This window comes from Nocardia aurantia (assembly GCF_009604425.1).
Taxonomy (GTDB): Bacteria; Actinomycetota; Actinomycetes; order Mycobacteriales; family Mycobacteriaceae; genus Nocardia; species Nocardia aurantia.
On sequence record NZ_WEGI01000015.1, the window covers coordinates 214,169 to 239,644 of the forward strand.

Annotated in this window: 21 protein-coding genes; 7 read left to right on the top strand and 14 right to left on the bottom strand. The window is 69.5% G+C overall.

Annotation, left to right across the window (positions count from 1 at the left end):
- Positions 1 to 111: 111 nt before the first annotated feature.
- Positions 112 to 1,332, bottom strand: a complete 1,221-nt coding sequence (ilvA, locus tag NRB56_RS32475) for a threonine ammonia-lyase (RefSeq protein ID WP_153348213.1) — start codon at positions 1,330 to 1,332, stop codon at positions 112 to 114.
- A gap of 261 nt (positions 1,333 to 1,593) precedes the next feature.
- Here ilvA and NRB56_RS32480 point away from each other — a divergent pair, with 261 nt between their 5' ends.
- Complete coding sequence (locus NRB56_RS32480; protein ID WP_153348151.1) at positions 1,594 to 3,084, top strand: NCS1 family nucleobase:cation symporter-1; 1,491 nt, start codon at positions 1,594 to 1,596, stop codon at positions 3,082 to 3,084.
- A 103-nt stretch (positions 3,085 to 3,187) separates the two neighbouring features.
- Here NRB56_RS32480 and idi read toward each other — a convergent pair whose 3' ends face one another.
- Genes idi through NRB56_RS32500 form a run of 4 tightly spaced genes read right to left on the bottom strand, consistent with a single transcriptional unit; the run spans position 3,188 to position 7,515 of the window.
- Positions 3,188 to 3,778 (bottom strand): isopentenyl-diphosphate Delta-isomerase, encoded by a 591-nt coding sequence (gene idi / locus NRB56_RS32485; protein WP_319943852.1) that lies wholly within the window; start codon positions 3,776 to 3,778, stop codon positions 3,188 to 3,190.
- Complete coding sequence (locus NRB56_RS32490; RefSeq protein WP_153348152.1) at positions 3,775 to 4,647, bottom strand: geranyl diphosphate 2-C-methyltransferase; 873 nt, start codon at positions 4,645 to 4,647, stop codon at positions 3,775 to 3,777. The genes idi and NRB56_RS32490 overlap by 4 nt, the downstream gene beginning before the upstream one ends.
- Before the next feature lie 48 nt (positions 4,648 to 4,695).
- The gene (locus NRB56_RS32495) at positions 4,696 to 6,090 is read right to left on the bottom strand and encodes a family 2 encapsulin nanocompartment cargo protein terpene cyclase (RefSeq protein WP_153348153.1); all 1,395 of its coding nucleotides are present in this window, start codon (positions 6,088 to 6,090) and stop codon (positions 4,696 to 4,698) included.
- An 18-nt stretch (positions 6,091 to 6,108) separates the two neighbouring features.
- Positions 6,109 to 7,515 (bottom strand): family 2B encapsulin nanocompartment shell protein, encoded by a 1,407-nt coding sequence (locus NRB56_RS32500; RefSeq protein WP_153348154.1) that lies wholly within the window; start codon positions 7,513 to 7,515, stop codon positions 6,109 to 6,111.
- A 428-nt stretch (positions 7,516 to 7,943) separates the two neighbouring features.
- On the opposite strand from NRB56_RS32500, the gene NRB56_RS32505 reads away from it, so the two are divergent.
- Both NRB56_RS32505 and NRB56_RS32510 read left to right on the top strand, forming a co-directional pair.
- Entirely contained in the window at positions 7,944 to 8,732 is a 789-nt protein-coding gene (locus NRB56_RS32505) for a bestrophin-like domain (RefSeq protein WP_153348155.1), read from the top strand.
- Positions 8,733 to 8,863: 131 nt separating this feature from the next.
- Entirely contained in the window at positions 8,864 to 11,818 is a 2,955-nt protein-coding gene (locus NRB56_RS32510) for an AMP-binding protein (protein WP_319943853.1), read from the top strand.
- A gap of 401 nt (positions 11,819 to 12,219) precedes the next feature.
- On the opposite strand, the gene rffA is transcribed toward NRB56_RS32510, so the two are convergent.
- Positions 12,220 to 13,356 (bottom strand): dTDP-4-amino-4,6-dideoxygalactose transaminase, encoded by a 1,137-nt coding sequence (rffA, locus tag NRB56_RS32515; protein WP_319943854.1) that lies wholly within the window; start codon positions 13,354 to 13,356, stop codon positions 12,220 to 12,222.
- Entirely contained in the window at positions 13,346 to 14,452 is a 1,107-nt protein-coding gene (locus NRB56_RS32520) for a glycosyltransferase family 2 protein (RefSeq protein WP_153348156.1), read from the bottom strand. Before NRB56_RS32520 ends, rffA begins: the two co-directional genes overlap by 11 nt.
- Before the next feature lie 294 nt (positions 14,453 to 14,746).
- Here NRB56_RS32520 and NRB56_RS32525 point away from each other — a divergent pair, with 294 nt between their 5' ends.
- The 3 genes from NRB56_RS32525 to NRB56_RS32535 are packed head-to-tail and all read left to right on the top strand — an operon-like array spanning position 14,747 to position 17,707.
- A complete protein-coding gene (locus NRB56_RS32525; RefSeq protein ID WP_153348217.1) occupies positions 14,747 to 16,915 on the top strand; it encodes a glycosyltransferase family protein in 2,169 nt (722 codons plus the stop codon).
- Positions 16,912 to 17,475, top strand: a complete 564-nt coding sequence (locus NRB56_RS32530) for a GtrA family protein (RefSeq protein ID WP_319943855.1) — start codon at positions 16,912 to 16,914, stop codon at positions 17,473 to 17,475. The genes NRB56_RS32525 and NRB56_RS32530 overlap by 4 nt, the downstream gene beginning before the upstream one ends.
- Before the next feature lie 10 nt (positions 17,476 to 17,485).
- Positions 17,486 to 17,707 (top strand): Trm112 family protein, encoded by a 222-nt coding sequence (locus NRB56_RS32535; protein ID WP_153348157.1) that lies wholly within the window; start codon positions 17,486 to 17,488, stop codon positions 17,705 to 17,707.
- Positions 17,708 to 17,845: 138 nt separating this feature from the next.
- On the opposite strand, the gene NRB56_RS32540 is transcribed toward NRB56_RS32535, so the two are convergent.
- The 5 genes from NRB56_RS32540 to NRB56_RS32560 form a co-directional block, all read right to left on the bottom strand.
- Positions 17,846 to 18,343 carry a hypothetical protein gene (locus NRB56_RS32540; protein WP_153348158.1) on the bottom strand — a complete coding sequence of 166 codons (498 nt, stop codon included), beginning with the start codon at positions 18,341 to 18,343 and terminating at the stop codon, positions 17,846 to 17,848.
- Positions 18,344 to 18,390: 47 nt separating this feature from the next.
- Positions 18,391 to 19,041 carry a TetR/AcrR family transcriptional regulator gene (locus tag NRB56_RS32545; protein WP_319943856.1) on the bottom strand — a complete coding sequence of 217 codons (651 nt, stop codon included), beginning with the start codon at positions 19,039 to 19,041 and terminating at the stop codon, positions 18,391 to 18,393.
- Positions 19,038 to 19,820, bottom strand: coding sequence for an ABC transporter permease (locus NRB56_RS32550; RefSeq protein WP_153348159.1), 783 nt, complete (start codon positions 19,818 to 19,820; stop codon positions 19,038 to 19,040). The genes NRB56_RS32545 and NRB56_RS32550 overlap by 4 nt, the downstream gene beginning before the upstream one ends.
- Positions 19,817 to 20,551: an ABC transporter ATP-binding protein gene (locus NRB56_RS32555; RefSeq protein ID WP_153348160.1), complete on the bottom strand. Its 735-nt coding sequence runs from the start codon at positions 20,549 to 20,551 to the stop codon at positions 19,817 to 19,819. The genes NRB56_RS32550 and NRB56_RS32555 overlap by 4 nt, the downstream gene beginning before the upstream one ends.
- Positions 20,552 to 20,706: 155 nt before the next feature.
- Positions 20,707 to 20,871, bottom strand: a complete 165-nt coding sequence (locus NRB56_RS32560) for a hypothetical protein (RefSeq protein WP_153348161.1) — start codon at positions 20,869 to 20,871, stop codon at positions 20,707 to 20,709.
- Positions 20,872 to 21,043: 172 nt separating this feature from the next.
- Between NRB56_RS32560 and NRB56_RS32565 the strand changes: the two genes are divergently transcribed.
- Entirely contained in the window at positions 21,044 to 21,505 is a 462-nt protein-coding gene (locus NRB56_RS32565) for a nuclear transport factor 2 family protein (RefSeq protein WP_153348162.1), read from the top strand.
- A gap of 431 nt (positions 21,506 to 21,936) precedes the next feature.
- Here NRB56_RS32565 and NRB56_RS32570 read toward each other — a convergent pair whose 3' ends face one another.
- On the bottom strand, positions 21,937 to 24,711 hold the full coding sequence (locus tag NRB56_RS32570) for a DUF6924 domain-containing protein (protein ID WP_153348163.1): 2,775 nt from the start codon (positions 24,709 to 24,711) through the stop codon (positions 21,937 to 21,939).
- A 541-nt stretch (positions 24,712 to 25,252) separates the two neighbouring features.
- A partial coding sequence (locus tag NRB56_RS32575; protein ID WP_406603557.1) for an AMP-binding enzyme occupies positions 25,253 to 25,476 on the bottom strand: 224 nt, incomplete at its 5' end.

The window sequence follows — 25,476 nt, forward strand, 5'->3', positions numbered from 1 at the left end:
CAGTTGCTCATCGTTCCACGGGTGGGTCATGGCTGACCCCGACCTGTTGCCCAACGATAACCCCGATCGATGCCGGACGGTAGCCTGCGCGGCGCGCCGCCGACGGCCCGGTCAGTCCTGCACCCGGACGGTGTACCCGGAGGCCCGCAGCGCCTCCAGCACCTCGTCGCGGTGGGTCCTCCCGCGGGTCTCGACGGTGATCGCCACCTCCGCCTCGTCGATCGCGAGCCAGGCGCCGGTGCGGGAGTGCGCGATCTCGAACACGCTGGCCCCGACCCGGCCGATCTCCGCCAGCATCCGGCCCAGGCTGCCCGGCCGGTCCGGGATGGTGATGCGCATGGCCAGATACCGCCCGCCCGCGGCGAGGCCGTGGCCGATCATCCGGGTCAGCAGCAGCGGATCCACATTGCCGCCGGAGACGACCGCGCACACCGGACCGGTGACGCCGAGCCCCTCCGGTCCGTGCGCGAGCAGCGCGGCCACCGCGGCGGCGCCGGCGGGCTCGACCACCAGCTTCGCGCGTTCCATGCACAACAGCAGCGCGCCGGACAGCGCGTCCTCGTCGACGGTGACGACGTCGGCCGCGTACTTCGCGACATGCTCGAACGGCACCACACCGGGCATGCCGACCGCGATACCGTCGGCCATCGTCGACATCCATTGCAGCGCAACGGGTTTACCGACATCGAGGGAGTCCGGCCAGGCCGCCGCGGCGTCCGCCTGGACACCGATCACCCGCACGTGCGGCGCGCGGTGGTGCATGACGGTGGCGATGCCGGCCAGCAGCCCGCCGCCGCCGAGCGGTACCAGCACGGTCTGCACATCGGGCATCTGCTCGAGCAGCTCCAGGCCCACCGTCGCCTGCCCGGCGACGACATCGGGGTGGTCGAATGGGTGGATCATCGTGGCCCCGGTGTGGTCGGCGAATTCCCGTGCCGCCGCGAGCGCGTGGTCGACGGTGTCGCCGACCTGGTGCACGGTGGCGCCGTAGGCGCGGGTCGCGGCGAGCTTCGGCAGCGACGCGCCGATCGGCATGAACACCGTGGACCGGATGCCGAGTGCGGAGGCCGCCCAGGCCACCCCCTGTGCGTGATTGCCGGCGCTGGCGGCGACCACACCGTGCTCGTGGTCCGCGGCGGGCAGGTTCGCGATCCGGTTGTAGGCGCCGCGCGGCTTGAACGATCCGGTGCGCTGCAGGTTCTCGCATTTCAGCAACACCTGGAACCCGGTGCGTTCGGAGAGCACTCGCGACGCGACCAGTGGGGTGCGGCGAATCACCGGCTCGAGCAGCCGAGCAGCCGCCTCCACATCCTGCCACGCGATCAGCGTCATGCGCGTCATGCTGCCAGACCATGGCCGATCGCGACGGCCGCGTGGATAGCAATCTCATAGCAAGTACGGCGATGTTGTGCGATCGTCATCTCGCGCCGGGCCGGTCACGGTGGCCGCTTATGCTGGTCCACATGCTCGCCGCGGTCGCGAGCCGGACGGATATATATTTCGCGCAATGCCGGGGAAATGGCGGAGCAACGGGCGGGCAATGGTGTGCTCCTACGGTCGGTGGGTCAGTTTCGACTCCGGATCGGATGCACCATGACCGAGACCATCACCCCCGCCGCGCCGGCGACCGCGCCGGCGCCCGGCGCGCCGGCGGAATACGACCCCCGCCTGACCAACGACGACCTGGCGCCGCTGCCCGAACAGTCCTGGGGCACGTACAACATCTTCGCGTTCTGGATGTCGGACGTGCACAGCGTCGGGGGCTACGTGACCGCCGGCAGCCTGTTCGCGCTCGGCTTGGCCAGCTGGCAGGTCCTGCTCGCGCTGCTGGTCGGCATCACCATCGTGTACGGGCTGTGCAACCTGGTGGCCGCGCCCAGCCAGCGGGCCGGGGTGCCGTATCCGGTGGTGTGCCGCAGCGCCTTCGGGGTGCTCGGCGCCAACGTCCCGGCGATCATCCGCGGCCTGATGGCCGTCGCCTGGTACGGCATCCAGACCTATCTGGCCTCGGCGGCGCTGATCGTGGTGGCGATCAAACTGTGGCCCGGGCTCGCGCCGTACGCGGAGGTCGGCGACTACGGCTTCCTCGGGCTGTCGCTACTGGGCTGGGCGGCCTATCTGGTGCTGTGGGTGGTGCAGGCGGCCGTGTTCTGGCGCGGCATGGAAGCCATCCGGCGGTTCGTCGACTTCTGTGGTCCCGCTGTGTATCTGGTGATGTTCGTGCTCTGCGGCTACCTGATCCACAAGGCCGGATGGTCCTCGGTGAACCTGAGTCTCGGTGAGGTGAAATACCATGGCCTGGATGCGGTTCCGGTGATCCTGGGCGCTATCGCGCTGGTGGTGTCGTACTTCTGCGGCCCGATGCTGAATTTCGGTGACTTCTCCCGGTATTCGAAGTCGATGACCGCCGTGCGGCGCGGCAACCTGCTGGGGCTGCCGCTCAATTTCCTCGCGTTCTCGATCATCGTCGTGATGACCGCGTCGCTGACGATTCCGGTGTACGGCAAGCTGATCACCGATCCGGTGGAGACGGTGGCGAAGATCGACTCGACGTTCGCGATCGTGCTGGGCGCGCTGACGTTCACCATCGCCACCATCGGCATCAACATCGTCGCCAACTTCATCTCGCCGGCGTTCGACTTCTCGAACGTCAGCCCGCAGAAGATCAGCTGGCGGGCCGGCGGCATGATCGCCGCGGCCGGCTCGGTGGTGATCACCCCCTGGAATCTGTACAACAACCCGGACGTCATCCACTACACCCTGGAGGTGCTGGGCGCCTTCATCGGCCCGCTGTTCGGAGTGCTGATCAGCGACTACTACCTGATCCGCAAGCGGCACATCGAGGTCGACCAGTTGTTCACCATGTCGGAGACCGGAAGTTATTGGTACCGCAAGGGTTACAACCCGGCGGCGATCATCGCCACCGTGATCGCGGCGGTCTTCGCGGTGTTCCCGGTGCTGTTCACGCACATCAGGGGCATGCACACCGCGGCCCAGTACAGCTGGTTCATCGGCTGCGGCGTCGCCCTGGTGGTGTACCGGCTGATCGCCCCGCGGTTCGTGAAGCTGCCCGCCGCGGTGTGACATGCGAAGTGCCGGAACCGAATTCGGTTCCGGCACCCGAAGCGGAAGGCGGGCTGCCGCGGACCCATCGGTCCGCGGCACGCCCGCCCGGTCGTACCGGCGGTCAGCCGGGGCCCGGCGAAAGCCGTTGCGGCCCGGTGCCGTCCGAGGCGAGTGCCACTGCGAGCACTCCGCCCAGCCACGGCGTGTACTTCTCCGGATCCGCCGCGAGGGCCGCGGTGAGCTGGTCCGGCGCCACCCAGGCCCAGTCGGCGATCTCCGCCGGATCCGGTTGCGGTGGCGCACCGGCGAACCGGCCGATCACGACGTGGTCCCACTCCCGCTCGATCCGGCCGGTCGCCGGGTCGAGCGCGTCGTAGCGGTGGACCCCGGCCTCGGTCAGGACGGTCCGTACGCCCAGCTCCTCGTCCAGTCGCCGGGCCGCGGCGACCGGTACCGGCTCGCCGGGCTCGGGATGTCCGCAGCAGGCGTTCGACCACCGCAACGGGAAGCGGGTCTTGACCGCGGCGCGCTGCTGCAGCAGCACCCGCCCGGCGGCGTCGAACAGCAGCACCGAGAACGCGCGGTGCAACTGTCCCGGCGCGGTGTGCGCCACGAGGACCGAGCACGACCCGACGGGCCGGCCCCGCTCGTCCACCAGCTCGACCGGGAGGGTTTCCCGGTCGACCGGTGTCGCCGCCTGGTTGCTCGTCACCTACCCACCTTATCGGCGGCGATCAGCAGGTACTGGAAGCTCCCCTCCTTATACGAGGTGAGGAAGGGTTTCTCCACGCCGGTCGCCAGCTCGGAGTGGGTGCGCAGCTCCCAGTAGGGGATCGTCGCGGGCGTCAGGTCGACGACGTTCACCGGGACCAGGTTGTTGGCCGCCAGCGCCCGGAAGTACTCGCTGCGCGGGTGGATCATGCAGCCGTAGTGCGCGTCGATCCAGCTCACCGAGGACGACTTGCCGCCGATCACGTCGTTGGAGCAGCCGGTGATGCACACGTAGCGGCCACCGGGCTCCAGCAGCCGGGAGAACTCCGCGAACAGATCCATCAGGTCGACGTACATCGTCGTCTCGTTGGTCCAGATGCCGCGCTTGCTGCCGGTCTCGAATCCGGTCTCGAGCATGTTCCGGAAGTGGAAGCGCACCTTGTCGGACACACCGCGCTCCCGGGCCTGCTCGTTGGCGAAGCCGACCTGGTATTCGGAGATGGTCACGCCGTCGACCCGGCAGCCGAACCGCTGATTGGCCATGAAACTCGTGCCGCCGCGGCCGGACCCGCCGTCCATCAGGCTGTCGCCGGGCCGGACGTCGCCCAGATGGTCGAGCAGCAGGTCGGCCTGGGCGGTCTCCAGCCGGTGCAGGTCGCGGACGATGCGGTCCTCGCGGCCCAGCTCGGGGCCCTCCAGCACCGACCAGTCCGGCTCACCGATCCCGTAGTGGTGGTGGTAGAGGCCGTCCACCTCACCCAGCTTGGTGTTCACCCGATCGTCGTTCGGATTGTTGTTCCAGTACTCGGCGACCGACCGCTGATAGGTGGTGCGCAGAACCGACTGGGATTTCGGGTCGAGCATGGTCATGACGATCATCCTCTCGATCTGTGGAGAACCGCTGGGTGGTGCCGGAAATCAGTGATCGTGGTAGCGGCGGCTCTGCGCGTGCCAGGCGCGGTTGCCACCCATCCAGGACCACAGCCCGACGAGGAACCGGTGCAGTTCGGGGGAACCGCCGGCGGCCGCGACGGCCGCCTCCCGCTCGAACCGGTGCATCAGTTCGTCGTGGACGTCCGCGGTGCGCCGGACGGCGTCGGCGCGGGAGCACTGCTCCTCCGCGGCCAGTACTGTCGGCAGGTTGAATTCCCTTCCGCCGGAAAGGTCTTCGCGTGCCATCGAGTACAGGTCGTTGACCATCTGCGCGGCCAGGGCCGCGGTGGTGACCACCCGCCGCACCTGCGGGTGGCAGTATTCGGCGGCGCCGAGTTCGTAGCCGCCGACCAGGTCGATCGGCGCCATGCAGGGCAGGAAGCTGTGCGGCTGCCGGTTGGTGAGGTACTCCCACACCGGTGGCATCCGCCCGGCGGTCCGCCAGCCTGCCTCCGCGCCGAGCGCGATGAACCAGCCGCCGATCTCGGTGCGCAGCCGCGCCGACTGGGCGGGGGTGGCGTAGTGCGCGAGATGTTCGAACGAGGTGCGGAACGCGCGCAGGATCGGGTCGGCGGCGAGCGCCCGCTCGAGCTGCGTCACGTACTTCGCCGGCAGGTGGGCCGGATCCATCCCGGCCATGGCCAGTTCCAGCCGGGGCCCGAGTTCGGCTTCGGCGGTGGACATGCTGCCGTCGGGCGCGTGCGGGTCGGCGTCCTCCTCGCAGTAGTAGTCGTCCACGGACCATTCGGAGACGGCGCATTTCGCCACCGCCAGCAGCCGATCGGCGTTGTCGCAATCGGGATGGGCCAGCATGATCAGGCGGCCGAAATCGGCCTTGCGCAGATCGTCCAGCCGGCCCTCGTACAGTCCGATCGCCTCGGCCCACGCGATGATTCCCGCGTTGACCGCCTCCGCCAGCACCGGTTCGTCGCGCACCGGGGGAGGGCAGTACAGCGGCGGAATCGACTCCGGCCCACCGGCTGTCGAGGTTTCGGCGGCCGGCGGCGCGACGGTGCCGCCGGGGCCCGACGGCAGTCCGGACGTGCCGAGTCCGGTGGGGCCCGCGGGGATCCGCGGCCACGTGCGGATCACGGAATCCGGAACATTCGGTGCCACAGCGGTTTCCGGATCGCTGTCCGGAGGCGTGAGCAGCAGTCCGGCGGCGCCGAGGCCGACCGGTCCGAGCAGCCGCCGCGGGACCGGGCCCGCTGTCATCCCCGCCAGCGGGCTCGAATGTGGTTGCGGGGTGAGGTGATCCGTGAACCCCGGCAGCACGAGCACCGCCGGGGGCGCGGAGGCGAGATCGCTCAGCAGTGCCGCGACCGCCGCGGCCACCTCGTCGGTGGCCGGCGGCGCCGCGGCACGGGACAGTACCGACATGGTCCCGTCACCGACCCGTCAGTCCGTCTGACGTGCCACGAGGACGTTGTCCAGGATGCCGAGCGCGTCGGGTACCAGCACCGCCGCCGAGTAGTAGGCGCTCACCAGGTACGAGATGATCGACTGGTCGTCGATGCCCTTGAACCGGACGTTGAGGCCCGGCTCGTACTCGTCGGGAATCCCGGTCTGGTGCAACGCGATCACGCCCTGATCCTTCTCGCCGGTACGCATCGCGAGGATCGAGGTGGTGGAACCGCCGCTGATCGGGATCTTGCCGCACGGCAGGATCGGCACACCGCGCCAGCCGGGCACCCGATGGCCGTCGAGATCCACCGGATCCGGATAGATGCCGCGCCGGGTGCATTCCCGGCCGAAGGCCGCGATCGCCTTCGGATGCGCCAGGAAGAATTTCGTCCCGCGCCGCATGCTGAGCAATTCGTCCATATCGTCCGGCGTCGGCGGACCGGATTCGGTGTAGATACGCTGTTTCAGATCGCAATTGTTGAGCAATCCGTAGTCCGGATTGTTCACCAGATCGTTCTCGCGCCGCTCGTAGAGCGCCTCGATCGTGAGCCGCAACTGCTGTTCGATCTGATTGTGCGGCTCGTTGAACAGATCGGCCACGCGGGTGTGCACCCGCAGCACGCTCTGCGCGAGGCTCAATTCGTATTCCCGCGGCGCCGTGTCGTAGTCGACGAAGGTACCCAGCAGGGTCGGTTCCCCGGAATGGCCGGAGGAGATCTCGATCTCGGCCTCGCCGTGCTTGTTCTGCGCCGGCGCCGGCGCCTCGGCCACCATCGCCAGATGCGCCGCCAGCGCGGGAATGTCCTCGACGAGCCGATCGACCGCGCCGCGCGACAGGGTCAGCAGGGTGGTGCGGGTGACCGTCTTGACCGTGACCGGCCAGATCGCGGCCGGGTCGACGAGCGCGGCATCGCCGAAATACTCTCCGCCGCCGAGCAATCCGAGCCGGGTGGTCTCGCCGAAGTCGCCGGTGCCGAGCTTGCTCAGCTTGCCGCGCACGATCAGCAGCACCTGGTCCATCGGGTTGCCGAATTCGGCGACCACCGTGCCGGGTTCGAGTTCGCGCTGCTCGAAGCGCTGCGCGACCGCCCGCAGCGCCTCCTCGTCGTCGAAGCCCCGCAACTGCGGCAGCTCCTGCAGTTCCAGCGGGATGACCCGGGCCTGCGAACCGTCGACGGCGAATTCCACCTCGCCGTTGCCGACGGTGTGGGTGAGTCGCCGGTTCACCCGGTAGACACCGCCGCGGACCTCGACCCACGGCAGCGCGCGGGACAGCCACCGGGAGCTGATCCCCTGCATCTGGGGTTCGGATTTGGTGGTGTGCGCCAAGGGGCGGGCGGCGGCGGTGGAGAGACTCTTCGGAGCGTGATTGTCGGTCTCGAGGGGGAGTTCAAGGGTCATGCTGGGTCCTCACTTCGTGACGACCATTGCGCGACGACGCAATGGGTGCAACGGAGATCGGCGGCAGGTTCGATTCCGGCGGCCGGGAAAGATCGGACGTGGTCCGAAGGTGAATTGACAAGTGCGGCAGTGCGTTCCAGCGACACCGATCTTACGTCCAGAATCGGCGTCAGGGAACAGCTATCGAGAAATATCCCCGAAAGTGCTTGCGTGATAACGGACCGGTATCGATTCGGGTGCCAGGACCATCCGAATCCGGTGTCCGGCACATTGTTCCGGACATGCCGGACGATACGGTTATCGACGGCAATTCGGTCGTACTTCGGGATATCCACTACCCCTTCGGCTTACGGCTCGCTACCGTATATCGCGGTTTCACTTCTGCTTTTTCCGTTTCGTGCCTCGCACCCTTCGTCAGGGGTTTTCGCATGTTCACCTGGATGTACCAACTGCCGACCTGGGCCGGTTTCGTCGTCATCACCGGGGTGTCGGTGCTATTGGTGTCGGTCGGCATCCTGCTGGCCCGGCCCCTGGTCCACAAGCTGTTCGGGCCGGAGCCGGGCCGCAACGAGCAGGTCACCATGGTGCTGACCGTCGGCGGCGTCTTCTACGGGCTGCTGCTGGGCCTGGTCGCCGCGGCGACCTATCAGTCGTTCGACACCGCGCAGAACCTCGTCGCCGACGAGGCCGCCGCGATCGGCACGCTGTATCGGGAGGTATCGGCGTATCCGGAACCGCAACGCGGTGTGCTGCAACAGGATCTGGCCGACTACACCGACAATCTGCTCACGGTCGCCTTCCCCGGACTGCGCGAGGGGGAGGACCCGCCCGGCGGCACCGCCCTGGTCACCCGCTTCCAGGGTGATCTGCTGGCCTTCCAGCCGCAGACCCGCGCCCAGGAGATCGTGCATCAGGCCGCCATCGAGCAGTTCGCCCAGTTCGACGAGGAGCGCCGGCATCGCATCAACGCCTCGGCCGGCGGGCTGCCGAACGTGCTCTGGTACGTGATCGTGCTCGGCGCGATGGTCAACCTCGTGCTGGTGTGCCTGTTCAGCCTGTCCGGCCGGGGCGCGCACCTGCTGCTCGGCGGCCTGTTCGCCTTCTTCCTCGGCACGATGATCTTCCTGATCGCGGCGATGGACTATCCTTTCCGCGGCGATCTCAGCGTGACCCCGGACCCGGTGGTGACGATGTACCACAACGTGATGGGCCGGTGACGGCGGCCGCCCGGCCGGGTGACGGCGGGTTGCCGCCGAAGGGTTGCCGCAGCGGGCAGGGGTTGTGGCAAGCTCGACAGGGCGGGTCTCGCCGGAGTCCCACGCGCCGGGTATGAGGGCTGGGAGCAATCGTGAAGTTCGGGACGAGGTCGGTGGTCGAGTCGGCGCGGCGGTTGATGTCGACCGCGCGCAACGGGCTCGAGGTGATCCGATTCGGCGGGCTGGGGCACGACCTGGAGTCCTCCCCCTACGAGATCGCCGAGCGCAAGCGGATGTACCGGTTGCGGCGCTACTTCCCCGGCGCCGGGGGCGACCGGCCGCGGGATCGTCCCGTCGCCCTGTTCGTCCCGCCGCTGATGGTCTCCGCCGACGTCTACGACGTGAACGCCGAGGGTGGTGCGGTGGGTATCCTGCATCGTGCCGGAATCGATTGCTGGGTGGTGGATTTCGGTTCCCCGGCCACCGAGGAGGGCGGCTGGGAGCGGGATCTGTCCGATCACGTGCTGGCCCTGTCTGCGGCCATCGACACCGTCGTCGAGGCTACCGGCCGCAACGTGCACCTGATGGGCTACTCCCAGGGCGGCATGTTCGCCTACCAGACCACCGCCTACCGGCACGGCCGCGGCGTCGCGAGCATCGTCACCTTCGGCAGCCCGGTCGACATCGTCGCGGGCATGCCGTTCGGCCTGCCCTACGGCCTGGTCTCGGAGGTGACCGACTTCATCGCCGACCACGTGCTGAACCGATTGCCGATCACCGACGCCATGGTCCGCGTCGCCTTCCAGCTGCTGGATCCGGTCAAGACGGCCAAGGCCCGGCTGGATTTCCTGCGCCAGCTGCACGACCGCGACGCGCTGCTGCCCAAGGAACGGCAGCGCCGGTTCCTGGAACAGGACGGCTGGGTCGGCTACGCCGGGCCGGCCGCCGCGGATCTGCTCAAGCAGTTCGTCACGCACAACCGGATGATGCTGGGCGGCTTCGTGATCGGCGGTCAGCCGGTCTCCCTGGCCGAGCTGAAGTGCCCGATCCTGGCCTTCGTCGGCGAGATCGACGACATCGGCCAGCCCGCCGCCGTGCGCGGCATCGTCCGCGCCGCGCCGAACGCCGACGTCTACGAGGCCGATCTGGTGGCCGGTCATTTCGGCCTGGTGGCCGGCAGCACCGCCACGATCAGCACCTGGCCGATGGTGCGGGACTGGGTGTTCTGGCAGGAAGGCGGCGAGGGGCCGCCGGTGGGTGTCGAGCCGATGCCCGAACACGTCGAGGGCGGCGGGCCCGCGTCGGCGATGACCCGCGTGGTGGACACCGTCGCCGGCCTCGCGGAGGCCGGCGCCGGTATCGGCCGCACGCTGGAGACCCTCGCGGGCAAGGCGTTGCGCGGCTCGGTGGAACTCACCGGGGAGGCGGCGCGTGCGCTGCCGCGGCTCACCCGGCTCGGCATGATCCAGCCGCACACCCGGGTGTCGCTCGGCCGACTGCTGGCCGAACAGGCGCGGCGGGCCCCGCAGCGGGAATATCTGCTGTTCGACGACCGCGTCCACACCCACGCCGCCGTCGACACCCGCATCGACAACGTGGTGCGCGGCCTGATCTCGGTCGGCGTGCGGCCCGCCGCGCGCATCGGCGTGGTGATGGAGACCCGGCCCAGCGCACTGGTCGCCGTCGCGGCGCTGTCGCGCATCGGCGCGGTCGCCGTGCTGCTGGCACCCGGCCGCGATCTGCCGCGCGCGCTCGAACTGACCGGCGCGCACACGGTCGTCACCGATCCGGAGAACCTGCGGGACGTGGCCGCCACCGGCGCCCGGGTGCTGGTGCTCGGTGGCGGCGAGGCGCGCGGCCTGGACCTGCCGGCCACCGGTGACGTGACCGATCTGGAGCGGATCGATCCCGCCGGAGTGACGCTGCCGGGCTGGTTCCGCCCGGATCCGGGCCTGGCCCGCGAGCTCGCCTTCGTCCTGGTGACCGGTACCGGCCCGAGCCTGGCGCCGAGGTACGTCACCAACCACCGCTGGGCCCTGTCCGCCTTCGGCACCGCCACCGCCGCCGACCTGGACCGCGGCGACACCGTGTACTGCCTTGCGCCGCTGCACCATTCGTCCGGACTCCTGGTGAGCCTGGGCGGCGCGGTGGCCGGCGGCAGCCGGATCGCGCTGGCCCGCTCGCTGGATCCGGCGCGCTTCGGTGAGGAGGTGTACCGCTACGGCGTCACCGTCGTCACCTACACCTGGACGATGATGCGCGACATCCTCGACGCAGACACCTTCCCGAACGGCCACCAGCATCCCATCCGGTTGTTCATCGGCTCCGGCATCCCCGCCGGCCTGTGGCGCCGCACCACCGAGAGATTCGCTCCCGCACGGGTTCTGGAGTTCTACGCCTCGGTCTCCGGAGATGTGGTGCTGGCCAACGTCGCCGGGTCCAAGATCGGCAGCAAGGGCCGTCCGGTGCCCGGCACGGCCCGCGCCGAACTCGTCGCCTACGATCCGGCGACCGACGAGATCATCACCGACGCACAGGGTTTCGCGCGCCGCGCCGCCGACAACGAGGTGGGCCTGCTGATCGGCCGGGCCACCGACGCGACCGATCTGTCCGGCGGGGTGCTGCGCGGCCTGTTCGCCCCGGGCGACGCGTGGCTGCCGACAGAGAACCTGTTCCGTCGCGACAGCGACGGCGACTACTGGCTGATGGACCGCCGCGACACCGTGATCGGCGCCGCGCGCGGACCCGTCTACACCGAGCCGATCGTCGACACCCTCAACGACATCACCGCGGTCGACACCGAGGTGGCCTTCGCGCTCCCGGTCGCCGGGCGCACCCTGGCCGCCGTGGCCGTCAGCATCCGCGACGGCCACCGCCTGGATCCGAAGGACGTCACCGAGGCGATGCGCGCCCTGGATCCGGCCCAGCGGCCCGATCTGGTCTTCGTCGTCGACGACATCCCCCGCAGCGCCACCTTCCGCCCTTCGGCCGCGGCGGTCCGGGCCATGATCGAGCCGGTCCCGGGCCCGCACACCTGGTACTACGACCGCGCCACCGAGACCTACGAGATCCTCACCACCGAATCCGTGGTCCCGACTCTCGGCTGACAGTCGCGCAATTCGCCACGGCCCCAATGCGACCGGCCGGGGTCTTCGATGGCGTCCCGACCCCGGCAGAGCGAGCCCCGGGTGCGGTGCGGCGGTGTACGGGCGGCGCGCGCCATCGGCCGAGCCGAGTTGGAGGGGTGTGGTGCGGCATGTTCGCGGATCGCCCCGGGTTGTGCCCGCAGCCGGATGCCTGGCCGCCGAGACGGACTCGACTCTGCGACACGGGTGACCGCGCTTGGGAGCGGCCGATACGCCATGCCGAGCGCGGCGGCATCGCCGACCGGCGTGTCCGCACTGACGGAGCGCTTCGCGGGTCGGGATCGGCGAACACCGCGAGCCGAACGCTGCCGGTGAAGGCCTGCGACCGGCTTCCCGGAGGTGTCGCGCCGGACCCGCCGTGCTCAGACTGTGAAGTCGGTGACCGCCTCGACGACCCGCGCGACCTGCGCGTCGGTGAGGTCCGGCCACAGCGGCAGCCGGATCAGGGTGCTCGAGAACTCCGCGGTGCGCACGCACGGGTTCGGGGTGCGGCCGAGTTTCAGGCCCGCCGGGCTGGAGTCCAGCGGCACATAGTGGAACGGCGCCGAAATGCCCTGGGCGCGAAGATGATCGATCAGATCGTCGCGGCGCTGTTCGGTGGGGGTGCGCAGGTAGTAGAGGTGCGCGGTGTGCTCCCGGTCGGCCGGCACCCGCATCAGCCGGACGTCGTTGCGCGCGGCCCAATCCGGCAGCGCGGCGGCGTAGGAGTTCCAGACCCGGAAGCGGCCCGCCTGGATCGCGTCGAAATCGGCGAGCTGCGCGTCGAGCACCGCGGCGTTCAATTCGCTGGGCAGATAACTGGAGCCGATGTCCTGCCAGGAGTACTTGTCCACCGCGCCGCGCAGGAAGCGGGCCCGGTCGGTGCCCTTCTCGCGCATGATCTCCGCGCGCGCCATCAGGATGTCGTCGGTGAGCAGCAGCGCGCCGCCCTCACCGCAGTGCACGTTCTTGGTGTCGTGGAAGCTCAGCGCGCCGACCGCGCCGATGGTGCCCAGCGGGCGGCCCCGCCAGCTGCCGCCCAGTCCGTGCGCGTTGTCCTCGACGATCGCGATACCGCGCGATTCGGCCAGTGCCAGCAGCCGATCCATCTCGGCGGCCACACCGCCGTAGTGGATCACCATGATCGCCTTGGTGCGCTCGGTGATCGCGGCGGCGACCGAGTCCGCGTCGATGTTGCCGCGGTCGTCGATGTCGGCGAACACCACGGTGGCCCCGCGCAGCGCCATCGCGGTGGCGGTCGAGGTGAAGCCGAAGCTCGGCACGATCACCTCGTCGTCCGGACCCAGTTCCAGCAGCAGCCCGGCCATCTCCAGCGCGTGCGTGCACGAGGTGGTCAGCAGCACGTGCGGCGCACCGGTGATCCGCCGCAGCTTCTCGGTGGCGGCCGCGGTGAACGGCCCGTCGCCGTGACTGTGATCCGAGGACAGCACCGCTTCCAGATTGGCCAGCTCGCCAGCGGCCCGGCGGGGCCGCGAGAAGATGATGCGGTCAGTGCTCACCCGGATCGCTCCCTGCGCTCGTCGTGATCAACTCCGGCTCGGGCAACTCCAGGGGGAGCGCGTCCGGCCGCGGTGTCGGCGAATCTACCGTCAGATACAACGGTTTGCCCACCAGGACGTGCAACGCCACCCCGAGATATTCGGCGATCAGGCCCAGTGAGAACAGGATCGCCCCCGACACCAGCAGCAGCACGACGATCGTCGAGGCCCATCCCTCGGGGTTGCTGCCCTCGTCGAAGATCTTCTGCCAGGTGATCACCGCCGCGAACACCAGCCCGGCGAGGGCGAGCGTCACCCCCAGCATGCTCACCAGCCGCAGCCCGCGAGTGCCGCTGCACAGCACCATCTTCCAGAACAGCGAGAACAACCGGCGATAGTTGTAGCCGGACTCCTCGCGGCCCTCGGCCCGCAGCACCACCGGCGCCTGCGCGGCCTCGCCGACCACCCAGGTCAGCGCCACGTCCAGATACACGCCGTTCGACGCCACCCCGGCCAGCTGCCGGCCGATGTCGCCGCGGATCAACCGGTAACTCTCGAACCGGGTGGAATCGGGGAAGGCGAACAGCGTCGCCAGCACCAGCTTCGCGCCGCGCGAGGTGATGTTGCGCAGGAAACCGTGCGGCCGGGTGTTGCTCGGCTTGGAGTAGACCAGGTCGGCCCGCTGCGCCAGCGCGGTGTCGATGAACGTGCCGATGAACGCCGGATCGTGCTGGCCGTCCTCGTCCATGGTGACGATCCACTCGCCGCGCGCCGCGGACATCCCGGCGATGGTGGCGGCGTCCTGGCCGAAGTTGCGGCTCAACCACACCACACGCACCTGCTCGTACTCGCGGTCCACCCGCTGCAGCACGACATCGGAGCGATCCGGCCCGTGGTCGTGCACGAGCACGATCTCCTCGACCACGAAGGTGGCCCCGCCGGGAGTGGTGGTGGGCCGCGCCAGCTCGTGGAGTTCGGCGACCAGATCGGCGATCGTCTCTTCGCCGCGGTAGACCGGCACGACCACGGAGACGCCGTGGGCGCGGCCCTGGTGACCGTTGCTCCGGGCGTGGACGACCGGGATGCGGTGGTGCGAACGTGCGGAGGGTATCGGCATCAGCTGGTTCGACTTTCGATGACGGTGCGCGCCGGAACCCCTCGCATGGTATGGCAGGGCCCGAATGTGGGGTGAACTCTAACACGATCGCAGGTGGGAGGCCGCCGCACACGCTCCGCACGGACCACGGCGGCTGACGGCCCGCCCGATGCCCTGTAGGGTCTGTCAATCGTGGTGGATAGTGCCCTGTCGACGGCCCTCGCCGAGCCGTCCCCGATCGCACCGGACGTGCCCGTCGAGCAGCAGTCGCGCGGCCGGGGCGGCCCGTGGCGCGGCGAGACGTTCCGATGGGCGATGGTCACCGTGCTCGGGGTCGTCGCCGGGTATGCCGCTGTCCTGCTCGCCAATCCGCGGCACTTCTACACCGACGACAGCGAATCGCAGTACACCCCGCTGTGGATCATGTTCGGCCGCGCGCTGCGGTCCGGGCACCTGCCGATGCTCGTCCCCGAACAGTGGATGACCGGCAACTACAGCCAGGAGGAGGCGGGCCTGTTCAACCCGCCGCAGCTGCTGATCGATCTGATCGCGCCGTCGGTGAACAATCTCGCGCTGCTGGACACCGTGGTCAAGCTGATCTTCGCGATCGTCGCGGCGCTCGGCGTCTACCGGGTCTGCCTGGTCTATCGCGCCCGCGCGCCGTGGGCGGCGGTGGCGGGTATCGCCTTCCCGCTCACCGGCTGGTTCCTGTTCTTCGACGAGGCGAGCTGGGTCACCTCGCTGACCGGCACCGCGTGGATGATCAACGCCTGGGCCTCCGCGGTCCGGTACGCGCGGGGGAAGTCCGGCCCGATCCCGGTGTTCGTCTTCCTGTACCTGGCCATTTCGGTCGAATATGTCTTTCCCGCAGTCGAATCCGCGCTGATGCTGGTCGCGGTGGCGGTCGGCGAACTGGTGTACCGGCGGGCCTGGCGGTCGGTGGCGCGGCTGACCGCGGTGGCGGTGTGCGCGGGTCTGGCCGGCCTGATGACCTACCTGCCGAGCATGCTGTCGGCGAAGGTCAGCTGGCGCGGCAACTCCCAGATCAACAACGACATGTTCCTGACCGTGCCGTGGTCGGAATCGCTGAATGCCAGTTTGCCGTCCACACTTCCGGCGTTCACCTCCTGGTGGGGCTATATTCAGCCGCTGCCCATGACCTACATCGCCTGGTTCCTGATCCCGGTGCTGGCGTTCGTCGACTGGCGGAAGGCGCGCGCGGCGTGGCAGGAATTCACCGCCGCCGCGCTGTTCGCGATCATGTTCCTGATGTGGGCGGCCGGGCCGGGCACGGTCGGCCCGCTGCGCTGGCCCGCGCGGGTGCTGCCGATGGTGGCGCTGGGTCTGCTGATCCTGGTCTGCGTCCTGGTCGGCCGATTCGGTACGACCCGCGACTGGCGCAACCGGTGCGTCGCGGCCGCGGTGCTGATCGCGGCCCTGTGGGTGCGCACCTTCAGCGCCGACCCGCACGACGTGGTGTGGCATCTGCTGTCGGTGGTCGTGGTGGCCGCGCTGGGCGCGGTCGCGGTGTGGCTGGGTCGCACCCGCGGCACGGCCGCCGCGGCGGTGCTCACCATCGTCGCGATGTTCCCGATCGCGTACGGCCAGGTGCGGAGTGTGCAGCCGACGCCGATGTCGTGGAATCTGCCCGCCTACCGCTCCGACGCCAAGGCGGCGTTCCCGCATTTCGCCGGCACCACCATCCAGCTCGGTGATCGCGGGCTGTTGCAGCCGAACGACAAGTCGATCGAGGGCGCGTACGGCTCGCTGGTCTTCGGCAACTACGCCCGCGACCTCGAACTGAGCTACGTCAACGGTTACACCCCCAACGGGCACTACTGGTTCGGCGACATGCTGTGCATGCGCTGGGACGCCAGCGTGTGCCCGGACGCCTACCGGCGCCTGTTCGCCCCCGAACCGAGCACCGGCCGCACCCTGGTCGACCTGCTGAAGCTGGACCGCGTGGTGCTGCAGAAGGCGATGTTCCCCGACGTCGGCGAACAGCCGGCCCCGGACGGCTGGAAGTGGGCCGACTACCCCGGCCACGAGCGCTACATCTGGGTGCTCGAGCGCGAGGACGGCCTCCTCTCCACGGTGAACGGCCGGGTCGCCGACGCGCACGACGTCACCGCGACCTCGCTGTCGGAATCCGACACCACCAGCCGCGTGCGGGTGTCCTCGGCCGAGGGCGGCCGCGTGGTGTTCGCGCGACTCGGCTGGCCCGGTTACCGCGCGACCCTGAACGGGCATGCGCTGCCGATCACGACGGTGTCGAAATCGATTCTCGCCGTGAACATTCCGGCGGGCACCTCGGACGCCGAACTCGAGGTGTCGTGGCGGCCGCCGGGCTGGAAGATCTGCATCGGCACCGCGATCGCCGGACTCGTCGGACTCGGCCTCCTGCAATGGGCCCACATCCGCACCCGCCGCCGTGACGACTCGGCCGACTCACCGGAACGCGAACCGGCGGAAGCGATCTCGTGACCACACCGCCGGGCTGCCTCCCGGACCCGGACGCCACCGTGCGCACCCCCGGCACGGCCCCGGCCGGGCCGGTGCACGGCATCGGCGACGCCGACCGCGCGGCGGCCATGGACATCGAACAGCCGCCTGCCCCCGGCCTGCTGCTGCGGTTGCTGCGCCGTCAGGAGATCGCGTTCGCGGCCGTGGGCGCGGGCAACACCCTGCTCGGTATGGCGCTGACCGTGTTCTGGCTGAAGGTGCTCGGATCCGATTGGCCCCCCGCGGTGTCGGTGGTGCTGGCCTACTGCGTCAGCATCCTGGTGGCGTTCGCGGCGCACCGGACGCTGGTGTTCCGGGTGCGGGGTCACCTGGGGCGCGACCTCTTCCGTTTCATCGTCGTGAATTCCGGTGGGCTGGTATTGAATACGGTCGGGGTGCAGCTGGCCGTCGGTACCTGGGGCCTGCCGGTGACCCCTGCCACGGTCGTGGTGATGGGTCTGGTCGCGGTCGCGAGCTATTTCGGGCACCGCTACTTCTCGTTCCGCCGGGCGCCGGAACATGCCGCCTCGGGCGACCGGTAGGTTGTCGGTCATGCCGGAACAAACCTTGGACCCCACCCTGCTGAGTCTGCTGGCCTGCCCGCAGGACAAGGGCCCGCTGTCGCTGGTCCGGACCGAGGGCGGCGACAGCGTGCTCTACAACCCGCGCCTGCACCGCGCCTACCCCATCGACGACGGCATCCCCGTACTGCTGATCGATGAGGCGCGCGACGTGACCGACGCCGAGCACGAAGCCTTCACCGCCCAGGGCTGACCGCCGCCGGCCTGCCTCGAACAACACCAGCCGAACGGGTGACCCGGCGATGGACCCGTCCGTCAGCTACGGCGATTCGTTCGGCGGCCCAGCCGTATCCACCCGTCGGCCATCCGGGCGCGTGCCGGGCGGACCGGCTCAGTGGCTGGGCAACCGCTCGGTGGAACCGGCCGCGAGCGCCTCCTCCAGGTGGCCGATACCCATCCGGACGGTGCTGCCGTACCCGTCGTCGGCGAGGATGCCGACCCGGTCGCGTGCGGCGTCGAGGTGCCGCCGCGCGGCGGCGAACGAGCCCAGCCGCCGGAAGTTGTCGGCGAGATTCAGATGCAGCGACGGATAGAACCCGGCGACGCTCAGTCCGGCGTCGTGCTGCTGCGCGCGTTCGTCGGTGAGCGCGTCGGCCGCGTCCAGCGCCCGGATGTCCCACACCAGGGCCTCGGCCGGATCGTCGCACAGATCGGCGAGATAATGCCCGATCGTGCAGCGGTGCAACGGATCACCGGTGACCCCGACGCGTTCCCAGAGCTCGGTGAGCTCTGCGTGGGCGCGTTCCGGGTCGCCTCGGTGACCGGCTGTGACGGCCTCGCCGATGGCCGCCATCGTCTCGTCCGCCGCGGATGTGGTCTCTGTCGTCATGGTCGCAGACCCTAGCGGTGAACACCGACATCATCGATCCGGAACGGCTATTCGGTGAACTCGAGGTCGCCGGTCAGATAGCGCTGCAGCGTGGGCCCGACCAACCGGGCCAGTTCCTCGACCGGCATCGACACCAGCGGTTCGATTCCGATGATCTTGCGAGCGACGAGCACGCCCATCATCTGCGACACCGCGAGGGAGGCCCGGACGGTGCCGGTGCCCGGTGGCGAATCCACCCGTGTGCGAACCTCTTTCAGCACCACCTCGAACAGGAAGGCCCTCGCCAGCGAGACCTCCCCGCCGCCGAGGATGCTGCGCACCGCGACCACCGCCCGCACGCCGACAGGGGAGTCCCACAACCCCACCACCGCACGAACGATGTTCTCGCCCAACTGATCCAGCGGCACCGATCGCAATCTGCCGAGTATCACCTCCGGATCGATCGGGATGTCCATCGCGGCGGTGAGCAGTTCCTGCTTGGTCCCGAAATAGTGATGCACGAGAGCGGGATCCACCTCGGCCGCGGTGGCGATGGACCGGATCGACGCCTTGTCGAACCCCACCTCCGCGAACCGGGCCCGGGCGGCGGCGAGGATCGCCTCCCGGGTGCCGGACTGCCCCGGCCGCCGCCCGGTCCGGCCGTTGGCGGCGCCGTCACCGCCGTGGCCGGATTCCGCTACCTCGCCGCCGGAGCTCACGCGGTCCGCCGCCGCAGCGTCGCCGCCCCCAGGGCCAGCGCGACCGCCGCGAAGGCCGCCACGATACCCAGATCCCGCCACATGTCCGCGGTGGTCCCCGAATGCCGCGACACCTGCTGCAACGCGTCCACGGCATAACTGAGCGGCAGCACATCGCTGATGATCTGCAGCCAGCGCGGCAACTCCCCACGCGGCACCAGCAGCCCGCACAGGAAGAACTGCGGGCCCACGATCACCGGCATGAACTGCACCGCCTGGAATTCGGTGCGTGCGAACGCGCTCGCCAGCAGGCCCAGCGCGACCCCGAGCACCGCGTCCAGCACCGCGATCAGCAACACCAGCCACACACTGCCGGCCGCCTGCATGTCGAACAACCAGAACGACACCAGGCACGCCAGCCCGGCCTGCGCCGCGGCGGCCACCGAGAACGCGGTGCCGTACCCGGCGAGCAGATCCAGCTTCGACAGCGGCGTGGTCATCAGCCGCTCGAGCGTGCCCGAGGTCCGCTCCCGCTGCATCGCGATCGCCGTGATCAGGAACATCACGATGAACGGCAGGATCCCGAGCATGCTGATCCCGACCCGGTCGAACAGTCGCGGCATCCCAGGCGGCGAGACGGTGTCCTTGTAGACGAAATACAGCAGCGTCAGCAGCAGAGTCGGCACCAGCAGCAACATCGCGATCGTCCGCGGATCGGCCCGCAGCTGCCGCAGGATCCGGATCGTGGTGGCGGTGTAGCAGCGCACCGAAGCCACCGGTGCGGCGAAAGTGGTTGTCATCGCGACTCTCCCATCGTGATCAACGCGAGAAACGCGTTCTCCAAACTGGTTTCGCCGGTCTGTGCCCGCAGTTCGTCCGGCGTGAGCTGGGCGAGCAGATGTCCGTCGCGCATGAGCAGCAACCGATCACAGTGCTCGGCCTCGTCCATCACATGGCTGGACACCAGCAGCGTCCGCCCCTGTTCGGCCAGCCGATGGAACTGCTTCCACAGGTCCGCGCGCAGCACCGGGTCCAGCCCCACGGTCGGCTCGTCGAGCACCAGCAGTTCCGGATCGGCCACCAGCGCGCAGGCCAGCGAGGCCCGCGTCCGCTGTCCGCCGGACAGCTGATTACCCCGCTGCCGGGCATGCTCACCCAGCCCCACCGAGCCGATCGCCTCGGTGACATCGGCGGCGGACCGCCCGTACAACGCCGCGAAATACGAGACGTTGTCGGTCACAGTGAGGTCGTCGTAGATGCTCGGCGCCTGCGTCACATACCCCACCCGGGCGCGCAACCCGATCGACCCGCCCGGCTCCCCGAGCACCCGCACATCCCCCGACGAGACCAGCTGCGTCCCGACGACACTGCGCATGAGCGTCGTCTTCCCACATCCGGACGGTCCCAGCAATCCGGTGATGGACCCCTTCGGCACCGTCACCGACACATCGTGCAACACCTCGCGCCCGCCGCGCCGAACCCGCAGATGTTCGACCTCGATAGCGGGTGGACTCCCTGCCGTCATGATCATCTCAATTCATCGAGTGTTGAATTCACTGTGTGATGAATTGTGCGCCGCATCGCCCCGCCGCGCAAGCGTGCCGGTGGCGCAGCGCGGCGCCGGGCGACCCGCGCGGCCGGCCGAGCGGATCGCCGGCGAGAGCCGTCGCCGCGTCCCGGCGTGGTTCAGAACTGCAGCGCCTGCTGCGCGCCGAGTGTGACCGTGAACTGCTTGCTCCACAGCGTGTACGCGACGCCCCCGCCCACCGCCGGCACGTCGATCCGGACCGCGTCCGGGTAGCCGTACGGCGCACGGTGTCCGGTGCGGGGTCCGCCGACCCTGTACTGCATGCCGCTCATTGGAGCTATGGTCGATTCCGGTCGGTTTCGGCATGCGGGCACGAAGATCGGAGGCGAACCGGCATCGGCCGGGAAGGCACCGGCGTGTGCTGTCGCGTAGCCGCGAGCGGACCGCAACCGGACCCGACAGACGTCCGCACCTCAGCGCTGAAGAAGGATTCACATGGTCACATTCGACCCGGACCAGGCAGTTTCGGTCATCGTCATCCAGCAACTCGTCACCGAGTGGGCCCACGAACTCGACGTGAACAACGGGATCGTCGGCATGGCCGAACTGCTGACCGAGGACGTCCGCTACAACGTCGGCGGTACCGTCCGCGGCAACCGCGACGAGGTGCTGCAGTTCTACAAGGACCGCTATGCCCGGCTGGAGGCGACCGAGGAGGGTGTGCCGTTCCACCGCCACACCCTGCACAACCTCCGTGTCGCGTTCACCGGTGCGGATACGGCCGAGATCGAATTCGGCCTCGCCTACTTCACCACCGCGGGTGTACCCGCCAAACAGGAGCACGCCGACCCGGCCCTGCTGTCCGACGTGTTCATGGATGTCCGGCGCGACGACGACGGGCACTGGCGCATCTCCCGATTCGACAGCACCATGACGTTCCACCGCGTGATCAAGTAGCCCCGCAGCGGGGCGAGCCCGCCCGCCGGACCGCGCCGCGCACCGGTGTCTTCCGGCCCCACCTGGCGGCGTCGAGATCGCCGACCGCGACGGCGGTCTGATGATCGTCCCGTTGCCCAGCGGCATCCACCGCCCGGTGGGCGGATCCCGAAACCGGCCGCTCCGAGTGGCCCGGCGAACCGACGCTCGCGGAATTGCGCGCAATTGTGCCGGACGGTCGAGCGGATCGCGGGAACCGACTTCGGCATGCGGAATCCGGTATAGCGGTCGCGCTTCGGAATCCGGTGTGGCTGTCGCGCTTCGGCAACGTCACCCGAGAGGCCCGGCAGGTACCGCCGCGGCCGGCTGCTGCTCGCGGGCAACGCCGCGCGCATGCACTTCCCGACCGTCGGCTTCGGGGATGAACGCGGGTGTCCAGGACGCCCACAACCTCACGCCGTGCGCTCGTACACCCCCTCGCCCGCGAAATCCGCGAAGTCCATGTTGCCCAGGTCCAGATTCGTGCTGATCTCCACCGCCGCGTCGGGCAGCAGCCGGAACTGCGTGACGTACTCGTCCTCGTCGTCCTCGAAGGCCCGGCCGTCCCACTCGGTCGTCACGGCCAGCAGGGGATTACCGGGCTCGCGCATCGTGATGCTGTCGGCGATGAACACCGCCCCCGGCGTCCCCTCCGCGGACTGCGCGCCGCGCACCTCGCGCACCACCTGCTCCGCCGGGGCGTCGGTCAATCGCGGGTCGGAGATCAGGTAGGGCTCGACCGGATCGTCGTCGAACCACGGCGACCGCAGTTCCCGGATCACTCGATCCCATGCTGCCGGGTCGCTGAAGTCGGTGCGGACCACCACCGCGTCCATGGATTGCCAACCCTCCAGCAGCAGCGGAGACTCGGCCGGAGGCGTGGGCTCGGCCGCCGGCCGCGGCGCCAGGACGCCACCGAGCAACTCGCCACCCAACGCGGCGGCGCCCGGGACGACCCCGGCCGTGCGGAACAGCAGAGTGTGAATGTGCAAGGGATGCACGACCTCCGCCAGCGCGGCCGCGACCTCCGGCACCTTGGTTCCCTTGTGCCGGGACGGATACTCCCGGATCTCGCTCACCAGTTCGCCGTCCCGATGCAGGCTGAACGTCGGGAAGGCGGAACCCGCCGGCTGCTGCACGGCCGCCACCCACGGCGCGAGCGCCGGCACCGGCAACTCGGGATCGTCGGACACCAGCAGGACATCCGAACCCACGGCGACGGCGGCCACCACGCTCCCGCCGTCCGGATGCGTTGTGTCCCTGTGCCTCCGGAGCTCGCGCCAAGTTCCCGCCACCGGCGTGACACCGATCCGCGCGAGGACGTCCTGCGGTGTGGTGTCCCGTGCGACCGCCACGCGGTGGCCGCCTCCGGTGAGCGCGTCCAACCAGTTGACGAGAACATCGTCCTGCGCCAGCCCCGGTTCCCGGACCGGACCCGGTCGCTGCGACCGGGTGGAGGCCCACACGACGGCCCCCGCCTCGTCGCGCAGTTCGACCGCACCGCGCTCGACCACGAGTTCGGCACCCGGACCGCAGATCTGTTCCAGCACAGCGCCGTCCAGCGTCCGCAGCCGCAGGAACCCATCCGCGTCGAGCGACAACTCGTTCTCGGCCTCGGGGAACCGGTCCCAGTGCGAAGTGCTGCCGTGCATGATGATCCGCACCACGCGTCCGTCGTGGCACAGCACGGTCGACCCGTCGGCGCTGGTCAACGTCTGCCCGTACAAGCTCTCACCCCGGCGCAGCGTGGCCCCGCGCGGCACCGGCCGGGGACCGTCCCCGAACGGAAGCTCGGGAATCCCCGAACTCCACACCACCTTGCCGTCCACGTCGGTCAACGCGACCTCGCCGCTGTCGCGCACCTCGAGCCGCCGCACCCCCAGCCACGCCGTGCCGGTGCTCCACAACCGATTGCCACGATGCCCCCAGGCCACCAGATCTCCGTCGGGCCCCAGGCACACCATGTGCGAATCCGGCGCATCGCCGATCCACACCCGTTCCCGAGTGAGGTTGTCCCGCAACGCGAAACACGGACCGTACGGCCCGTGCAGCAGCGTGAACCGGCCCGACGGAGAGGTCAGCGACTGCATCGACAAACTGCCACCCAGCGGCAGCCACGAGCCCCCGGGCTGCCAATCCGCCCCCTCGTCCGCCGGCGCCGCCACCGGCGCGAACGAGGCCGTCACCATCGGCGTGAACCGGGCAGCCGACAGCGGACCCAGCGCCTGCGTCGTCTCCGAGAACGGCCCGGACAGTTCACTCGGCAGCGACATCCCAGCTGCGACGACGGTGCCCCGGAACGGCACCGGCCCCGCTCCGGCGCGCCGCCGGTACCCCGCGCAACCGTCGGTGACCAGGAACCGCACGGTCTCCAGTTGCAGTTCCGGCGCGCCGTGATTGCCGGTGATGTCCAGCCGGTAGTGCGACCAGGCTTCCGTCCGCGCGATCGAGAACGCGCGGGCTCGGTGCCGCTGCTCGAACGACTGCCCGGAACGGATGTCGAGCGTTCGCCACCGTTGGCCGTCCACCGAACCACGCAGCGTCCACGCCGACGGATCGCGATCCGGGCAGTCGCCGGCGGAAGTCAGCTCGTACCGATCGACCGAAACCGGTGCGGTGAACCGGAACTCGAGCGTCGCCCGGTCCTGCGCGGCCAACCACTTGTCGGTAGTCGCCCGCACCAGATTGACGGCCACCTCGCCGGCCTCGCGATATTCGGCACTGGCCCAGACCTCCTCGATGAGGCCACCGACATCCCGCGAGAGCAACGCGACGGAGCCGACATCACCCGCCGGACCCGACCACTCCACCGAATTCACACCGCCCCCGTCACCGTCGTCGATCAGCAGCCGCAGCAGCCCGGCCGCCTCCCAACCACCGGCAACCGCTGTCTCGGTATCGAATTCGTACCCGCGCGCCGACTCCGCCGCGGACCGCTCATCGAGCTCGCCCCGCATCTCCTGTACCGCACCCCCCACCTCGCGACGCCCGTAACAGCTCGTCATATCCGGTGCGAAACCGAGCGCGGACCGTATCCCCTCCCGCGTCGTCCAGGACACCTGTGCGGGCGCCACCGGATCGCCGTCGCCCACATACAACAGCAACCGCGGCCCGGACACCCACTCCGGGGACCCCCACACCCGCCGCCACATCCGAAACACGAACACCTCATCCGACACGGGCCGCACGAGTCCTCCTCAACTGTGAAGCGCCACAAGCCGATCCGCAGCGACGCAACGTGGTACACGACCGAAGCGGGACAGTCCGGGACGACGGCGCTCGAACCACGAGAGTGGTTGCCGGAAAATCGATCTCGCATGCGAATCCCGAAGCCCGAAGCGCGCCGCTGTCCATGTGCGCACGAGCATAGATCCCGGCACCGACATGTACCCGGCACCTGCGTAGAAGACCTGCGCGAGCCCGTCGTCCTCGCCGCCGCCCCACTCCCTTCGGCGGAATGGGGAGACCGTCACCGTCACGATCTGGCCACGCGCCTGCCTACCCCGTAATCCCGCCTCGACGGTGCTGCGGGCCACTGTTCTGTTCGTCGCCGTACCGCGAGCCGATCGTGGTCTCCGACACGACCCACGATCCGAGGGCACCTCGGTGAACTACACGCTGTACTGCGCGAGCGGCCCGGCGACGGAGGGGTCGACCCCGCCGCCCGACGGCCACTTCGAGTACTGAACCGGTTGCGACCGGGAGACGAAATATGTCGAAGTGGTTCTGTCAGTCGGCCTTCTCCGCGCGGATGGCCTCGAACACGGTGGGGTCGACCAGGGTGCTGGTGTCGCCGAGTTCGCGGCCTTCGGCTACGTCGCGTAGTAGTCGTCGCATGATCTTGCCGGAGCGGGTCTTCGGTAGTTCCGGGACGATGTGGATCTCGCGGGGCCGCGCGATCGGGCTGATCTCGCGGGCCACCTCTGCTTTCAGTTCGTCGACGAGGGCCTGCC

Coding starts and splice junctions, on each gene's coding strand:
- NRB56_RS32550 (WP_153348159.1), bottom strand. CDS start 19,820: ATGACAACCACTTTCGCCGCACCGGTGGCTTCGGTGCGCTGCTACACC.
- ilvA (WP_153348213.1), bottom strand. CDS start 1,332: ATGACGCTGATCGCGTGGCAGGATGTGGAGGCGGCTGCTCGGCTGCTC.
- NRB56_RS32500 (WP_153348154.1), bottom strand. CDS start 7,515: ATGACCCTTGAACTCCCCCTCGAGACCGACAATCACGCTCCGAAGAGT.
- NRB56_RS32560 (WP_153348161.1), bottom strand. CDS start 20,871: ATGCAGTACAGGGTCGGCGGACCCCGCACCGGACACCGTGCGCCGTAC.
- NRB56_RS32555 (WP_153348160.1), bottom strand. CDS start 20,551: ATGATCATGACGGCAGGGAGTCCACCCGCTATCGAGGTCGAACATCTG.
- NRB56_RS32480 (WP_153348151.1), top strand. CDS start 1,594: ATGACCGAGACCATCACCCCCGCCGCGCCGGCGACCGCGCCGGCGCCC.
- NRB56_RS32565 (WP_153348162.1), top strand. CDS start 21,044: ATGGTCACATTCGACCCGGACCAGGCAGTTTCGGTCATCGTCATCCAG.
- NRB56_RS32520 (WP_153348156.1), bottom strand. CDS start 14,452: ATGCCGATACCCTCCGCACGTTCGCACCACCGCATCCCGGTCGTCCAC.
- NRB56_RS32505 (WP_153348155.1), top strand. CDS start 7,944: ATGTTCACCTGGATGTACCAACTGCCGACCTGGGCCGGTTTCGTCGTC.
- NRB56_RS32535 (WP_153348157.1), top strand. CDS start 17,486: ATGCCGGAACAAACCTTGGACCCCACCCTGCTGAGTCTGCTGGCCTGC.
- NRB56_RS32540 (WP_153348158.1), bottom strand. CDS start 18,343: ATGACGACAGAGACCACATCCGCGGCGGACGAGACGATGGCGGCCATC.
- NRB56_RS32490 (WP_153348152.1), bottom strand. CDS start 4,647: ATGACCATGCTCGACCCGAAATCCCAGTCGGTTCTGCGCACCACCTAT.
- NRB56_RS32525 (WP_153348217.1), top strand. CDS start 14,747: ATGGTCACCGTGCTCGGGGTCGTCGCCGGGTATGCCGCTGTCCTGCTC.
- NRB56_RS32495 (WP_153348153.1), bottom strand. CDS start 6,090: ATGTCGGTACTGTCCCGTGCCGCGGCGCCGCCGGCCACCGACGAGGTG.